The 13,980-nt window shown below is 61.5% G+C and carries 14 protein-coding genes; 6 read left to right on the forward strand and 8 right to left on the reverse strand.

Annotation, left to right across the window (positions count from 1 at the left end):
* The first annotated feature begins 29 nt into the window (after window positions 1-29).
* From SVXhr_RS10100 to SVXhr_RS10110, 3 genes are all read left to right on the forward strand, one after another.
* Entirely contained in the window at window positions 30-782 is a 753-nt protein-coding gene (locus tag SVXhr_RS10100; RefSeq protein WP_275737079.1) for a helix-turn-helix domain-containing protein, read from the forward strand.
* 260 nt (window positions 783-1,042) lie between these two features.
* The gene (locus SVXhr_RS10105; protein WP_275737080.1) at window positions 1,043-1,975 is read left to right on the forward strand and encodes a hypothetical protein; all 933 of its coding nucleotides are present in this window, start codon (window positions 1,043-1,045) and stop codon (window positions 1,973-1,975) included.
* 1 nt (window position 1,976) lies between these two features.
* Entirely contained in the window at window positions 1,977-2,714 is a 738-nt protein-coding gene (locus tag SVXhr_RS10110) for a hypothetical protein (protein WP_275737081.1), read from the forward strand.
* A 322-nt stretch (window positions 2,715-3,036) separates the two neighbouring features.
* Here the strand turns inward: SVXhr_RS10110 and SVXhr_RS10115 are convergent, their stop codons facing one another.
* Both SVXhr_RS10115 and gap read right to left on the reverse strand, forming a co-directional pair.
* Window positions 3,037-4,260: a phosphoglycerate kinase gene (locus SVXhr_RS10115; RefSeq protein WP_275737082.1), complete on the reverse strand. Its 1,224-nt coding sequence runs from the start codon at window positions 4,258-4,260 to the stop codon at window positions 3,037-3,039.
* A 65-nt stretch (window positions 4,261-4,325) separates the two neighbouring features.
* Window positions 4,326-5,336: a type I glyceraldehyde-3-phosphate dehydrogenase gene (gene gap, locus SVXhr_RS10120; RefSeq protein ID WP_275737083.1), complete on the reverse strand. Its 1,011-nt coding sequence runs from the start codon at window positions 5,334-5,336 to the stop codon at window positions 4,326-4,328.
* 222 nt (window positions 5,337-5,558) lie between these two features.
* Between gap and SVXhr_RS10125 the strand changes: the two genes are divergently transcribed.
* The gene (locus SVXhr_RS10125; protein ID WP_275737084.1) at window positions 5,559-5,957 is read left to right on the forward strand and encodes an Hsp20/alpha crystallin family protein; all 399 of its coding nucleotides are present in this window, start codon (window positions 5,559-5,561) and stop codon (window positions 5,955-5,957) included.
* Between the two features lie 74 nt (window positions 5,958-6,031).
* On the opposite strand, the gene SVXhr_RS10130 is transcribed toward SVXhr_RS10125, so the two are convergent.
* From SVXhr_RS10130 to SVXhr_RS10140, 3 genes are all read right to left on the reverse strand, one after another.
* Entirely contained in the window at window positions 6,032-6,169 is a 138-nt protein-coding gene (locus tag SVXhr_RS10130) for a hypothetical protein (RefSeq protein WP_275737085.1), read from the reverse strand.
* A 191-nt stretch (window positions 6,170-6,360) separates the two neighbouring features.
* Window positions 6,361-7,230 (reverse strand): RimK family alpha-L-glutamate ligase, encoded by an 870-nt coding sequence (locus SVXhr_RS10135; RefSeq protein WP_275737086.1) that lies wholly within the window; start codon window positions 7,228-7,230, stop codon window positions 6,361-6,363.
* Window positions 7,231-7,274: 44 nt separating this feature from the next.
* On the reverse strand, window positions 7,275-7,805 hold the full coding sequence (locus SVXhr_RS10140; RefSeq protein ID WP_275737087.1) for a 50S ribosomal protein L16: 531 nt from the start codon (window positions 7,803-7,805) through the stop codon (window positions 7,275-7,277).
* A gap of 144 nt (window positions 7,806-7,949) precedes the next feature.
* Between SVXhr_RS10140 and SVXhr_RS10145 the strand changes: the two genes are divergently transcribed.
* Both SVXhr_RS10145 and hcp read left to right on the forward strand, forming a co-directional pair.
* Window positions 7,950-8,939, forward strand: coding sequence for a glutathione S-transferase family protein (locus tag SVXhr_RS10145; protein ID WP_275737088.1), 990 nt, complete (start codon window positions 7,950-7,952; stop codon window positions 8,937-8,939).
* 193 nt (window positions 8,940-9,132) lie between these two features.
* Complete coding sequence (hcp, locus tag SVXhr_RS10150; RefSeq protein WP_275737089.1) at window positions 9,133-10,440, forward strand: hydroxylamine reductase; 1,308 nt, start codon at window positions 9,133-9,135, stop codon at window positions 10,438-10,440.
* Window positions 10,441-10,590: 150 nt separating this feature from the next.
* On the opposite strand, the gene SVXhr_RS10155 is transcribed toward hcp, so the two are convergent.
* The 3 genes from SVXhr_RS10155 to SVXhr_RS10165 form a co-directional block, all read right to left on the reverse strand.
* Entirely contained in the window at window positions 10,591-11,709 is a 1,119-nt protein-coding gene (locus SVXhr_RS10155; protein WP_275737090.1) for a hypothetical protein, read from the reverse strand.
* Window positions 11,710-11,775: 66 nt separating this feature from the next.
* Window positions 11,776-12,603, reverse strand: a complete 828-nt coding sequence (locus SVXhr_RS10160) for an MBL fold metallo-hydrolase (protein WP_275737091.1) — start codon at window positions 12,601-12,603, stop codon at window positions 11,776-11,778.
* Window positions 12,604-12,731: 128 nt separating this feature from the next.
* Window positions 12,732-13,856, reverse strand: coding sequence for a citrate/2-methylcitrate synthase (locus SVXhr_RS10165; protein WP_275737092.1), 1,125 nt, complete (start codon window positions 13,854-13,856; stop codon window positions 12,732-12,734).
* Window positions 13,857-13,980: the final 124 nt, after the last annotated feature.

Raw genomic sequence — 13,980 nt, forward strand, 5'->3', positions numbered from 1 at the left:
ATAGCGAGCACACACGCCGCGCATGAACCATGACTGAACAGGACGTCCTCGACTCCCTGGAGACGCTCGGACTGTCGAACTACGAGGCCCAGGTGTTCCTCGCGTTGCAGCGACTCGGCACCGGGACGGCCCAAGACGTCAGCGACGTCTCGGAGGTGCCGCGGTCGCAGGTCTACGGTGCCGCCGAGGACTTGGCCGAGAAGGGGCTGGTCGAAGTGGTCGAAGCCTCGCCGAAAGCCTATCGCTCGGTCACGCTGGCGACCGCCCAGGACATCCTCACCGAGCGCCTCGAACGGGAGCGATCGCGGGCGTTCGAACACCTCGAGTCGATCCGTACGGAAGACGACGAACGCGATGCGAGCGGGGACGTCTCGACGCTTCGGGGTCGGCAGTCGATCGACGACCGCGTCGTCGCCCTCGTCGAACGCGCGGCGGGGGCGGTCGTCTTCGTCGCCCCCACGGCCGACTCCCTGACCGACGATATCGTGACCGCACTCGCGGAGAAGGCTGCCAGCGGCGTCTCGGTCACCGTCGTCACGGCCGATCCCGCGCTCCGTGCACGGTTCCCGGATGCCGTTTCCGTGTTCGTCATGTCCGAGGACAACCCCGCCGACTTCGCCGGTCGGGCGCTGATGGTCGACGACCGGAGCGTCCTGCTCGCCGTCGAGACCGACGAGGGGCCGCTCGGCGAGGAGGCGATGTGGACCGGCGACTCACGTATCGGCCGCATCCTCGCCGAGTTCATGCGATCCGGGATGGAGTCGGGACGCGAACGGCAGTAGCTCCGTCGCGACGGCTGTGCGATCGGCACAGCGTGTCATAGCAAGTTTCGCGCGCTCTCCCAGGCCTTGTCAAGACTTCCGTGCAAGATACAAGGCGCATATTCAGCAGTGACTCACTGGCATTCGTTGGGCTGCCGAATCGGTCAGTACAGCAGTTGGTCCTATTCATGATGGTTTCTTAGGGGTGGCCAGTCTGAATTCAGGAAGTAATCACAGCGTCAGTTATTTTGTACCCGGATTCTATAGGCCAAATAAGACGAATGTCTGAGTCGCCACCGGCGGATGATGGGTTCGGTGACTTGGGGCCGCCGGAGTATCTTCTGTATCGAGTGGCTACGGAACGTCACGAGCAGGACGGCCGTGAGACGGGGCGGACCCGCATCCACAAACTTTGCTGTTTAGCTGATCGGCTGTTAGCGCAGGAATACGAACGGGAAGTCGGTCTGCCGAAGTACTGGTACAAGTACGGCCGTACCATCTCCGAAACTCATCTGAATTCAGCGGTCACGTACAGGCCCAACGCGAATCACTTCGGTGGACAGGCGTACTATCCGGCCGAGCAAGTCAGTGAATCCGACTTCGACCACCTGTCGGAAGACCTCAAAGACGACATCTACAACGCGGTTCAATCTGTAGTCACTGAACACGGCGACAAAACAGCTGAGGAACTGGAAGAGTATCAGTATCAGAACTTTGCGCCCGACGATTTCGTTATCGCATATGCTGATTTGCGGTGGTACTTAAACACGGTTTCGCAAGACGAAGATCAGCACAGGCTGAGTCAATTCGTCACCCCCGATGAGAAGACCCACATCGAAGAGCTCCTGGATGAGATGCTGGCGAATTTCGACGAGGAGCGTTACTCGGAAATCCACGAAATCTACCTTGATTGGGACGACACGATGCGCCTGTTGGTCGATATCGGGCGAAGCCCGAGAGAACTCCATGACTTCACAGAGGCCTTCATCGAGGGGGCCGCACGAATCATTCTCCGATTCGAGGAGCAGTCGAATATTGATTCAGAGGCGCTCGAAGACTGGCGTGAAGAGAAGGAAAAAGTGCGCAGAGATCTCCAAAGCCGGGTAACACAGAAGCGGAAGAGAGCCCTCTCAGAAAGACAGTCCACCTCGGCTTTGGACAGCGTCGCTGATTCGTACAATATGACAATTTCTGAGGAGCTAGACGAACTATAGAATGGCGGACAACGCCTTCCTCGACAAGGGAGTCATCCTCGGTTTCTGTTTCTTTACTGATCCCCACCACAGAGAATGTAGGAGGTACTTGTTTAATGGCGACACAGAGTATTTCGTTACGGAACAGGTTGAGAATATCTTCCGAAATGCGAAGGACTCAATTATCGAGGAGCACCGGAGCCAGGTTCTCCGGAACATCCAACAGGTGAAGGTCAATTACCAGGGAGAACTAAGTGAGAGTGATATCAAGGAGATTCAGTCGGAAATTGACCGGGATGGAAATTCGGCATGGAGGTATTTAGAGGATTTCTACGACGATAAAGCCGGAAGAGGTGTCTACGAGGTCACTGATGAATTGCGGGAGGTGATTCGTGAGATGGAACAGCGAGCCGAGGCGCGAAAGGAGACGCTCTACTCAACGTTCCAAGGCTGGCTGAGGATTAGTTCGCACGAATCGGTACAGGACGAATTGACTCAGCTCCGGGCTCAAGACGAGGAAGATTTCTGGATTGTGATCGATGCTCACGATGTCGCCGCAAACAGGCCGGGAGAAACAGAGCTAGCGACAACGAATCCAGCAGAGTTCGCTGATGATCAGATCAAAGAGGAAGTTTTGGGAGCAACAGCCATCGATAGTATCCAATTAGTGTTTGTTTCGAGAGGGTATTCGCCATCAGCACTCAGGAGCAATTCCAGTGACGGCAGCGCCCCGGCGAACGTATCTGGAGACGATGCCTGATCACTTCAAGAACCGAGTCCATAACGCGATCCTCGCTGAATTTCGGTGATAGGAGCGAGCTAAGTGCGCAGGCACACAGAGCAGCTGGTTCATCAAGATCGGTGTGATATCAACAATAGTCGACTGCTGACTACATCCTCTATATCTTTCACAGCCTTCTGTAATTATGCCTAAAATGATGTTTTCACGCCTGATGACACCGCAGTCGATCGGGTGTGGCTGTTTCTATGACACGCCACGATCGGCATCCAACGGCGAAAACAAGGCGACAGCCCGCTTCTCGAAATCGCGTTCGAACGCTCGCTCCGTCAGTCGCCGGTCGTCAGTTCGCCTGCTCGATCAGCACTTCGGCGGCTTCGAGTTCCTGGCCGGTCAGGGCGTTCAGGTACGCGCCGCCGGCGATCGAGATGTGATCGTAGTTGTCCTCGCTGAGTCCGTACATCGACAGCGTCCGGGCGGTGTCGCCGCCGCCGACCACCGAGAAGCAATCGGTCCGACCGATGGCCTCGATGAGTTCGACCGTGCCGTCGGCGAAGCGCTCGTCCTCGAAGACGCCGACCGCGCCTTTCACGAAGACGGCCTCGCTCTCCTCGATGATCGGGACGTACGACTCGATGGTGTCGTGGCCGATGTCGAGGTAGCCAGTCTCCTTCTCGTCGATGTCCTCAAGGGCGATCTCGGCGCGTTCGCCGTCATCGTCCTCGTAGGCGAAGTCAGTGGGGAGTTCGAACTCGTCGCGACGGTTCGCGACGAGGTCCTCGAGGGTGTCCTTGGTCTCGTCCCACTGGCCGTCCAGCAGGTCCATGTCGCCGACGTCCATCCCGACCGGGTAGCCCTCCGCGCGGAGGAACAGTTCGCCGGGCAGACCGCCGATGAGGAACGTGTCGATTGCGTCGCCGAGGTTGTTGACGACGCTGATGACGTCCTCGCTTTTGTTGCCGCCAAGGACCATCGTGACCTGACCCTCGGTCTCGCGGGCGCGTTCGGCGACGCCGGTGTTGTACTCGTACTCGGCTTCCATCACGCGGCCCGCGTAGGCCGGGAGTTCCAGCGCGAACCCGACCGTCGAGGCGTGGGCGCGGTGGGCCGCCGAGTAGGCGTCGTTGACGAAGGCGTCGAAGTACGGCGACAGCGTCTGAACGAAGTCGCTCTTTGCGTGTTCTTCGGGGGCCTTCTCGGGCAGTTCGTCGTCGGCCATCCGGGTGTTGTTCAGGAGGAGGATCTCACCCGCTTCGAGGCCTTCGATGGCGTCGATGGCGTCGTCGCCGTAGATGTCGTCGACGAAATTGATCGGCTTGCCGACGTATTCTTCGAGAATCTCGGCGTGCTGGTCGAGCGAAACGAAGTCGTCGCGGCCGGGCCGGCCCTGGTGGGCCATCAGGACAACCTTGTTGTCCCGATCGGCGAGTTCGCGAACCGTTTCGGCGTAGCGGTCGAATCGGTGATTGTCCTGGACGACGCCGTCCTCGACCGGCGAGTTGAGGTCGACGCGGACCAGGACGCGCTGTCCATCTGCGAGGTCATCAAGTGTGTTGAATGCAGCCATGATTGGTGCGTGTTGTATGCTGAAGAAATTGCGGCCCTGTACACGACGGAGGGTGGATCCGGTGATCAGACGATGTCTTCGGCCAGCCGCATCATCTGGGACGTGTAGCCCATCTCGTTGTCGTACCAGGCGAAGATCTTCGCGAGCTTGCCGCCCTGAACGGTCGAGGTCTTCTTGAGGTCGACGACCGAGCCGTACTGCTGGCCAACGATGTCACGCGAGACGATCGGGTCGTCGGTGACACCCATCGAGCCTTCGAGTTCGCCGGCCGCGTATTCCTCGAACGCGGCGTTGATCTCCTCGACATCCGGGTTGCCGGGGAGGTCGACGACGATCTCGGTGATCGAACCGCTCGGGACCGGGACGCGGATCGCCATCGCCTCGAACTTACCCTGCAGTTCGGGCAGGATCTGCGGGGTCGCGGTCGAGGCCCCGGTCGTCGTCGGGACGATGTTCTCGGCGGCCGCGCGACCACGCCGGGTCTTGGACTTGGGGCCGTCGACGATGGCCTGGCTGCCCGTGTAGGCGTGGATCGTGGTCATCTCGGCGGCGTCGACGCCGAACTCCTCAAGCAGGACGTGCATCGGCGGCGAGACGCTGTTAGTAGTACACGACGCGGCGGAGACGACGTCCTCGCCGTCGTACTCGTCGTCGTTGACGCCGTAGACGAACTGCGGGACGGGCTTGTCGCCCTTCGGCGGGGCGGAGATCAGCGCCTTCTCCGCGCCGGCGTCGAGGTGGGCACTGGCCTCGTCCTTCGTTCGGAAGATGCCGGTCGACTCGATCGCGACATCGACATCGAGGTCGTCCCAGGGGAGTTCCTCGGGGTTCTGGATGTTGAGCAGATCGATTTCGTTACCGTCGACGACCAACGAGTCTCCCTCGAGAGAAACATCGTAGGGGAGGGTGCCCAACGCGCTGTCGTATTTCGTGAGATACTCCATCTTCTCGAAGTCCATCACGTCGTTGATCCCGACGATCTGGACGTCGTCGTTCTCCAGGGCTGCACGAAGGGTACAACGGCCGATTCGACCGTAACCGTTGATCCCGATGCGGACCGGATCGCTTGCACTCATAGTTATCTAGCTCCAATCGAAAGATGCGGCAGTATTGAGTAAATGTTTTTCGATATGCGGCTGTGAAGGACGACACTCTCACGATTGTCTGGCGTGAAGGCTGTATATATCACTATATTCGCGAACAAATATACGTACGTGCAGTCGGGTTGGCTCTCGGAGTGTCCGGTCGATATTTCGGTTGTCAGAAGGCTTTTGACGCGCTCTCTCCTACCTATGAGTATGCGACGAGACGATCGTGACGACCCGTTTGATGATTTCTTCGCAGAGTTAGAGCGGATGATGAACGACATGATGAGCGGCGAATTCGACATGCACGTCGAGCGCCGCGATCCGGACGCACCCGCTCAGTCGAATGCGATCCACTTCGATGTCTACGAGGAAGGCGACCGTCTCCGGGTTGTCGCGGACCTGCCCGGGGTGTCCAAGGACGCGATAGATCTCAAGTGCGACGGCGAACAGCTCACGATCGACGCAGCGGGTACCCAGCGGGAATATCACGACCGGGTCGACCTGCCCACCCGCGTCGACGAACACACTGCCGACGCCAGCTACAACAACGGCATCCTCGAAGTCAGCTTCGAGACCAGCGGGGATTCGGCCGATATCGACCTGTCCTGACGGCGTCGCTGTTCGCTTTGTTCACACTCACGATCTGACGAACGAAGGGGGAGCAATGGACTGACGCGGAGTGGCTATTCGCGCCACTCGTGTCCACAGGAGTCACACTCGTAGTATCGCCAGTCCGTGCCGCCGGGTACCGCCCGCTGTTCTACCTTCGTTCGATCCTCGCTCCCACATGCCGGACACCGGTACAGCTGTAACGCTGACATGGTAATGCAGTATTGTGCCCGATTAATAATAGTATTTTTGTATCGATGTGTTACCTGTTGTATGGGACACCAGTTTATCGGAAATAACCAACGTCCCATCATGTTGTGGTTGTCAATGACACACACTGAAATATACGCCGATATGTAATATTTTCAATACAATGGCGGTAGCCCGCCTACCGGCAGACCGATCAGCGTCGACCGCCCTGTCGGGCCGTCCGTCGAATCGTCGCCGCAAGCCGATCCCAGAACCCATCATCGTAGTGTTCGGCGTCGATCGTCGGGCGGGCGTTGGTTTCGGTCACCAGGACTCGGTCATCGGTCACGAGCAGATCGACACCGAGCAGCGGAATGGCCATCACGTCGGCGACGGATTCGGCCACCGCTCGGCATTCGTCGTCCAGATCGACCGGTGTCGGTGTCCCACCATTGTGGACGTTGTGCTTCCATCGGTTCGTCTCGGCCGCTTCGGGAAGCCGTCGCTCGACCGCACCGACGTACTCCCCATCGAGCAACATCACGCGATAATCCCGGGCGTCCGGGATGTACTCCTGAAGGAGAAACGAGCGGTCGTCGGTCGCGCGGTAGTCGTGGACCAGATCGAGGTAGTCGGCGATCCCCAGAAACGAGTCGAGATCGTGTGCCAGGGTGACGCCAGTGCCACGCGACGTCGAGTTCGGCTTGACGACCACGGGCGGATCGAACCGGTCGAACGCCGCGACGAGTTCCTCGCGGTCGACCGGATTCGAGATCATCACCGTCCGGGGGACGGAGATACCGGCGTCGGCCAGTCGTTGTACCGTTCCGGCTTTGTTTCGCGAGCGGAGGACAGCAGCCCGATCGTTGAGCCAGGGGACCGAGAGTGCCGCCGCCGCGACGCCGCCTTCCATAAGTCGTGGCGGAAAGACGTAGCCGACGTCGACGTCCGGGAACGGGTCGCCCCCGAGGGAGACCGTCCGTTCGCTCGTCTGCAGCGCGAGGACCTCGATATCGCGGTCGGCAAGCGGCTCCTGGAGGCGTTCGTAGGATTCGGCCTGGGTCGGGACCGCGAGCCGGAGCATACGCTCACTCGGAGGAGCAACCCGGAAAACTGTTCGGTCCGGCCTCAGGCGATCAGCAACTCTTCGCCGCGCTCGACCTTGATCCGGCAGGGCGGGGTGATCTTGTTGTACGCACGGCGGAACGCTTCCTTGACGGCGTCGGCCTGCTCGACGTCACAGTAGGCGGTGAAGAGTCGCTCGCCGGCCTGGACGCGGGCGGCCGTGCCGACGATCTTCCCGAAGGACTGGCGCATGCCGTCGGACACACGGTCGGCTCCCGCACCGGTCGCCTGTTTGTTCTCCCGGATGACCTGGTGGGGGAACTTCCGGAGGGTCATCGTGTAGTTGCCCTCGCCGAGTTCCTTGATCAGGTGTCGGTTCGCCGAGAGGCGGGAGGCCTCCATCGACCCGTGCCGAAGCTGGACGGTCTCCTCGACGACCAGCGAGATCTGGACGGGGTAGTCATCGGGGTCGGCGTCGGTGTCGCCCATCTGGTGCTGTGCGATCTTCGAGCCGGGGATGCCGGTGATGTACTCGCGCCGGGTATACGACGGCTTGTCGATGTCACGGTACATCGACGCAGGTTTCTCGGACATGAGTTCTCTTGGCCGAAGAGAGGGAAAGCGTTCAAATAAGGGCTTCGAAGCCCGGCGGAGCGTCAGCCACGATCTGCAGGACAACCCGGTAACACCAACGTCACTACGACGTTTTTGTGTCCTGCCCCCGTAGAAATGGGTACCATGAACATGCTCGTCGACGGCGAGTGGCGCACCGACGCCTACCAGACGACCAACGAGGACGGCACGTTCGAACGCGGGACGACCTCGTTTCGCGACCGGATCGAGGACGACCCGGACGCGCGCTTCCAGCCAGAGGCCGGCCGGTATCACCTCTACGTCTGCCGGGCCTGCCCGTGGGCCCACCGGACGCTCGTCACACGGAAGCTCAAGGGGCTCGAAGACGCGATCACGGTCGACTACGTCGATCCCTACCGGGGCGAGGACGGCTGGCAGTTCACCCCCGAGAAGGACGGCTGTACGCCGGACACGGTCAACGGGAGCGACTACCTCCGGGAAGTCTACGTCGAGGCCGACCCCGACATGACCGGGCGCGTGACGGTGCCCGTTCTCTGGGACAAACAGGAGGAAACGATCGTCAACAACGAGTCCGCCGAAATCATGCGGATGCTGGACACCGAGTTCGACGACGTCGCCGAGCACGACGTCGATCTCTATCCCGAGGGCTATCAGGAGGACGTCGACGAAATCATCGAGGCCATCTACGAACCGATCAACAACGGCGTCTACAAGACGGGCTTTGCGGACTCCCAGGCCGCCTACGACGAGGCGGTCGAAGAACTGTTCGACGCCCTCGATCACTGGGACTCGGTGCTCGAAGACCAGCGCTACCTCGCCGGCGATCGGCTGACCGAAGCCGACATCGCGATGTTCACCACGCTCGTCCGGTTCGACGAGGTCTATCACACGCACTTCATGTGCAACCACAAGCTGATCGCCGAATACGACAACCTCTGGCCGTACCTGCGTGATCTCTACCAGACCCCGGGGGTGGCCGAGACCGTCAACATCGACCACATCAAAGAGCACTACTATACGACTCATCCGGACGTCAGCCCCAAGCGGATCGTTCCGAAAGGGCCGGCTCCCGACTTCACAGCCTCGCACAGCCGGGACGAACTTCCCGGCGATCCGCCCGCTGACCTGGTCTAAGTGACTCCGTCCCCCGATACGACAATATTTTACAATACTGTCCACGAGTCTGGACGGATGCTGATTCTCGGGCGGAAATCATCGACAACAGGACCCGTATATGAATGTCCGGTGCGAATATCTTCGACCGCGTTCCCGGCCACCGAGGAGTTGGGAGGTGGTGTTTATACGCAGGACCCACAGTTGCTCGTGCATGATGGACTGCCTGCAGTGCGAGCAGACGTTAGACGGCGGGTGTACGACCGCTGGCGTCTGTGGCAAGGACCCGGACCTGGACAGTTTACAGGAGACGATGCTTCTGGGGGCGAAAGGCGTCTCCGCGTACGCCCACCATGCCCGTGAGATGGGATACGTCGACGAGGGTGTCGACGCCACCGTCCACGAGACGTTGTTCCACACACTGACGAACGTCAACTTCGACATGGACGAGACCATCGGCCAGGCGCTGGACCTGGGGTCGGCCGCGATCGACGCGATGGCGTTGCTCGACGATGCCCACACCGAAACGCTCGGGACCCCCGAACCCGCCGAAGTGCCCGAGAACCAGGTCGAGGGCAAGTCGATCGTCGTCACCGGTCACGACCTCTACGCCCTCAAGGAACTCCTCGAACAGTCCGAGGGCGAGGGCGTCAACGTTTACACCCACTCGGAGATGCTGCCGGCCCACGGCTACCCCGAACTCGCGAAGTACGACCACCTCAAGGGCAACGTCGGGGAAGCGTGGTTCGACCAGCAGGACCTCTTCCGTGAGTTCCCCGGGGCGGTCGTCGGGACCTCGAACTGCCTGATGCCGCCGTCCGGCAGCTACGCCGATCGGTTCTACACGACGACGGTCGCCGGGCTGGAAGGAGCGACCCACCTCGAAGACGGCGACTTCTCGCCGGTCATCGAACACGCCAAGGAACTCCCCGAGCCGGACGCTGGGGAGTGGAACAGCGACGAAACCCTCTCGACGGGCTTCTACCACGAGACCGTCCTCGACATGGCCCCCCAGATCGTCGAGGCCGTCGAGGAGGGCAAGCTCCGGCACTTCTTCGTCATCGCGGGCTGTGACGGCCCGACCGACGGCCGTGAGTACTACCGCGAACTCGCAAAGAGCGTGCCCGAGGACTGCGTCGTGCTCACCACCGGGTGTGGCAAGTTCCGGTTCAACGATCTGGAATACGGCACCGTCCCAGAGACGGAGATTCCTCGCTTTATCGACCTGGGGCAGTGTAACAACTCCATCTCGACGGTCAAGATCGCGGCGGCACTGGCGGAGGCCTTCGACTGTAGCGTCAACGATCTGCCAGTCAGCATCGTCCTCTCGTGGTTCGAGCAGAAGGCCGTCGCGGTCCTGCTCGGGCTGTTCGACCTGGGCATTCAGAACGTCCGGATCGGCCCGACGATCCCCGAGTGGCTCACCGACGACGTGGTCGAACTCCTCAACGACGAGTTCGGCCTGCAAGCGGTCGGCGATCCCGAAGACGACCTCGCCGAGATGCTCGGCGAACCAGTCTAACCGCGTCTGTTCGTCGGGAACGTGCGGTTGACACTCGAAGGAAAGCGGCCTACGGCGGAACGGAAGGAGAGCAGCGGAACGATGATCGCAGGCGGGGCGGTTTCGACGCAGTATCGAGCGGTTCGCGGCGTCAGACTGTTTTCTCGGAACTCACCCGATGACCGAGGACAGCTGTTCGCGCCACTCGTTGAGTTCCTCGATCTCGCTTTCGACGCTTTCGAGTCGATCGGCCAGGTCGCCGTCATCGCCGAGTTGCTCGGACATCGCTTCGACCTCCTCGCGCAACCCATCGACCTCCTCGTCGAGGCTGTCGACCGTCTCGTCGATGGAGTCGACCTCCTCGTCGAGTTCCGTGACTGTCTCCGCGTTGGACGTGACCGTGTCTTCGACCGATTCGACGTCACCGGACATCGACTCGAGTTCGCCCCGAACGTTGTCGAGTTCACCCTGGAACTCGTCGATGAGTTCCTCGCCCTGACCGTTCTCCTCTAGGAACTCTTCGAGTGCGGAGGTATAGGCCGCCAGATCACTCATCTCGTTTTGGAGATGCTGGATCCTGGCATCGACGGCGCTGCCGTCGGTATCGCCGCCGCCCCCGCCGAGATCGAGTTCCTGTTTGAGCACGCGAAGGGCGGCGTCGTCGACGGCATCCTGGCGGATCTCCGCGGCGAGTGTCTTGGCGACGGATCCAGGCTGCACCTGGCCGACTGCGTCGTCGCCGTCCTCGGCGTCAGTCCCGTCCGCATCACCCGTCTCGCCGGAATCGTTCGGATCGGCGAGGTTGAGCGTCTCGATCTCCTCGTCGTCGGTCTCTTCGAGGCCCGGGACGCTATCGCTGTCGCCGGCAATCACGTCACGGACGACGTCGCTGCTGGCGTCGTCGACCAGATCACCCTCGTCGTCCAGTGGCGGATCGACGGACTCGATCACCGGCTCGGTCAGGAACTTCTCGACCTCATCGGTCCCGGTGGCACGAATGCCGTAGACGGTCGTGTATTCCGAGTCGGCGTCGATCTCACGTTCGAACGTGATCTCGTCGTCGTCGATCGTCCAGTACTCGCTGCCGTACTCGGGATGGAACCCGAGGTCCTCGACGGCCACGTCCTCGGGCACGTCGTCGCTCAGCGTCACCGTGACGGGTTCGATGCGCTGGGACTGGATCCGAAACGCGATCGCCGGCACCGGAAACTCGTCGGCCTCGAACTGTTTGACCACCGTGACCCCCTCTCCCGACACCGTCACCGCCTCGTACGCCTGCGTGTTGCTCATACCCATATGTGGGTTAACCATTCGTATTAAAGTTACTTCCGTCCTCCAGGATTGACGCCGCCCGGGTTAGAGATCGATCCGGTCGCCGATCTCGACAATATCCAGTCGCTTCGGATACGGAAACGACCGGACGTGATCGTACAACGCCGTCGGATCCGCCGTCATCCCCTTCCACATGTCCCAGTGGCTCGGCAACAGCGCATCCAATTCGAGTTCGTTAGCCGCTTCGACGATCATGTTCTCGTCGTTGTACCACCGCGTGCGCGTGGGTGTCTCGCCGATGGCGTCGGGTACCATCCCGACGCTGCCGAACGCCAACACGCCCAGATCGATGTCGAATCGCTCGCCGATGGACTCGAAGGCACCCGGTCGAGCGTCCCCGCCGTGGAAGAACGTCCCCGCTTCGTGCTCGATGACGTACGAGACTGGTTCCTCGGCGTCCGGGTCGTTGGCATCCGCAACGTGAAGCGTGAACGCGCCGATCTCGATGGTCTCCCCGATCGAAACCGAGGATAGCTGGCCGTCGGCCACGTCCCACTCGTCGGTCCACCCCGCTTGCTCGGCGACAGCGAGGCTCGCGTCCGGTGCGTAGAAGGTCGCCCCCGTCTCCGCGAGGATCGGGGCCTGGCTCGGCCCGTGGACGTGATCGACGTGGTCATGAGTCACGACGATCGCGTCGGCCGCCGCCACATCCCGTGGATCGAACGGAACGGGGAGCATGCGGACTGTCCGCGGTGGATCGCCCGTCCCGAGATACGGGTCGATGAAGATGGTCGTCCCTGCCCCGTCTTTGAGAACGAATCCATTACAACCCAGATACCAGATTGCGACCCCGTCGGGAGTCGTGTTCTCGATAGCAGCCGGCAGCCACTCGCCCCAGTCTGAGGTGACCATACGCTGGACTCGACGGCCGGCCGACTAAGCGTTTTGGAGCCAGCCGGCCCCGATCGATCCGGCACGACCAGCTGTCGAGCATCACCGGAAGCGACCCGACAGCCGGATAGTGCCACGCAACCGACGCACTATCGATCGCCAAGCGGAACCCACTGGCGGTCGTGCTCGCCGACGAAGGTGCTCCGTGGGCGGATCAGCCGGTTGTCATCGAGTTGTTCCAGACAGTGCGCGCTCCAACCGGCGACCCGCGAGACCGCGAACGTCGGGGTGAACAGTTCCGGCGGGATCCCGACGCCGGACAACAACACGGCGGTGTAGAACTCGACGTTCGTATCGAGATCCAGGTCGGGGCGGTGTTCGGCCAGCACGCCCCTGGCTTCGGCCTCGACAGTTTTGGCGTGCGCGAAGAAGTCGTCTTCGCCCTCGTAGAACGCAGCGGCGGCGTCCTCCAGCACGGCCGCCCGCGGATCGCGCGCGCCGTAAACCCGATGCCCGAAGCCCATCAGTCGTTCGCCGGCCTCGAGTCGTCCCGCGAGTTCGGTCCGGATATCCTCGGTGTCTTCTAGCGCTTCGAGCATCTCCAAGACGAGATCCGGTGCACCGCCGTGGAGGTCCCCCCGGAGGGCACCGATCGCGCCGGTGATCGCCGAGACGAGTTCCGACTCCGTCGACACGATCGTCCGGGCGGTAAAGGTCGAGGCATTGAGGCCGTGATCGACGACCGTAGAGAGGTACGTCTCCAAGCCAGCAACCTGTGCCTCGGTGGGTTCCTCGCCGGTCAGCATGTAAAGGTAGTTGGCCGCGTGGCCGAGATCGAGTCTGGGCTCTAAGGGCTCCTGACCCTGGAGCACCCGCCAGTAGGTCGCCGTAATCGTCGGCAATCGGGCGATCAATCGGAGCGCGTCGGCCTCGGGATCGTTGGGCTCGACGGCCGTGGCAGTCGCCGCGCCCATCCGGAGGGCAGCCATCGGTCCAGCCCCGCGCTCGGCGGCCGCAACGACGGCGTTGTAGCAGGGTTCGGGCAGCGTCCGATACGAGCACAGCTCGTCTTCGAAGTCGGCGAGTTCGTCGGCGTCCGGCAGCCGGTCGTACAGAAGGAGGTAGACCGTCTCGGGGTAAGTCGCGTTCGCCGCGAGTTCCCCGACGGGGTAGCCCGCGATCCACAACTGGCCGGCCTCGCCGTCGATGTGGCTCAGCTGCGTCTCGGTGACTGTCACGTCCGCGAGTCCGCGGTGTATTTCCTCGTCACTCATTGCCCGCTTGTACTGGCTCGGAGGGTAAAACTGTGGGCGACTCGGCACGCCAGGCCAGGTGGCCGCCTGATTCGATCCGGACCCACTCGAAGCTGTCGATCCAGGGGCTAAAATAGCCGTTTGA

Source organism: Halorhabdus sp. SVX81, assembly GCF_029207715.1.
Lineage (GTDB): Archaea > Halobacteriota > Halobacteria > Halobacteriales > Haloarculaceae > Halorhabdus.

Coding starts and splice junctions, on each gene's coding strand:
- SVXhr_RS10135 (WP_275737086.1), bottom strand. CDS start 7,230: ATGCTCCGGCTCGCGGTCCCGACCCAGGCCGAATCCTACGAACGCCTC.
- SVXhr_RS10115 (WP_275737082.1), bottom strand. CDS start 4,260: ATGGCTGCATTCAACACACTTGATGACCTCGCAGATGGACAGCGCGTC.
- SVXhr_RS10105 (WP_275737080.1), top strand. CDS start 1,043: ATGTCTGAGTCGCCACCGGCGGATGATGGGTTCGGTGACTTGGGGCCG.
- SVXhr_RS10140 (WP_275737087.1), bottom strand. CDS start 7,805: ATGTCCGAGAAACCTGCGTCGATGTACCGTGACATCGACAAGCCGTCG.
- hcp (WP_275737089.1), top strand. CDS start 9,133: ATGATGGACTGCCTGCAGTGCGAGCAGACGTTAGACGGCGGGTGTACG.
- SVXhr_RS10100 (WP_275737079.1), top strand. CDS start 30: ATGACTGAACAGGACGTCCTCGACTCCCTGGAGACGCTCGGACTGTCG.
- SVXhr_RS10125 (WP_275737084.1), top strand. CDS start 5,559: ATGCGACGAGACGATCGTGACGACCCGTTTGATGATTTCTTCGCAGAG.
- SVXhr_RS10130 (WP_275737085.1), bottom strand. CDS start 6,169: ATGTCAGCGTTACAGCTGTACCGGTGTCCGGCATGTGGGAGCGAGGAT.
- SVXhr_RS10160 (WP_275737091.1), bottom strand. CDS start 12,603: ATGGTCACCTCAGACTGGGGCGAGTGGCTGCCGGCTGCTATCGAGAAC.
- SVXhr_RS10165 (WP_275737092.1), bottom strand. CDS start 13,856: ATGAGTGACGAGGAAATACACCGCGGACTCGCGGACGTGACAGTCACC.
- SVXhr_RS10155 (WP_275737090.1), bottom strand. CDS start 11,709: ATGAGCAACACGCAGGCGTACGAGGCGGTGACGGTGTCGGGAGAGGGG.
- SVXhr_RS10145 (WP_275737088.1), top strand. CDS start 7,950: ATGAACATGCTCGTCGACGGCGAGTGGCGCACCGACGCCTACCAGACG.
- SVXhr_RS10110 (WP_275737081.1), top strand. CDS start 1,977: ATGGCGGACAACGCCTTCCTCGACAAGGGAGTCATCCTCGGTTTCTGT.
- gap (WP_275737083.1), bottom strand. CDS start 5,336: ATGAGTGCAAGCGATCCGGTCCGCATCGGGATCAACGGTTACGGTCGA.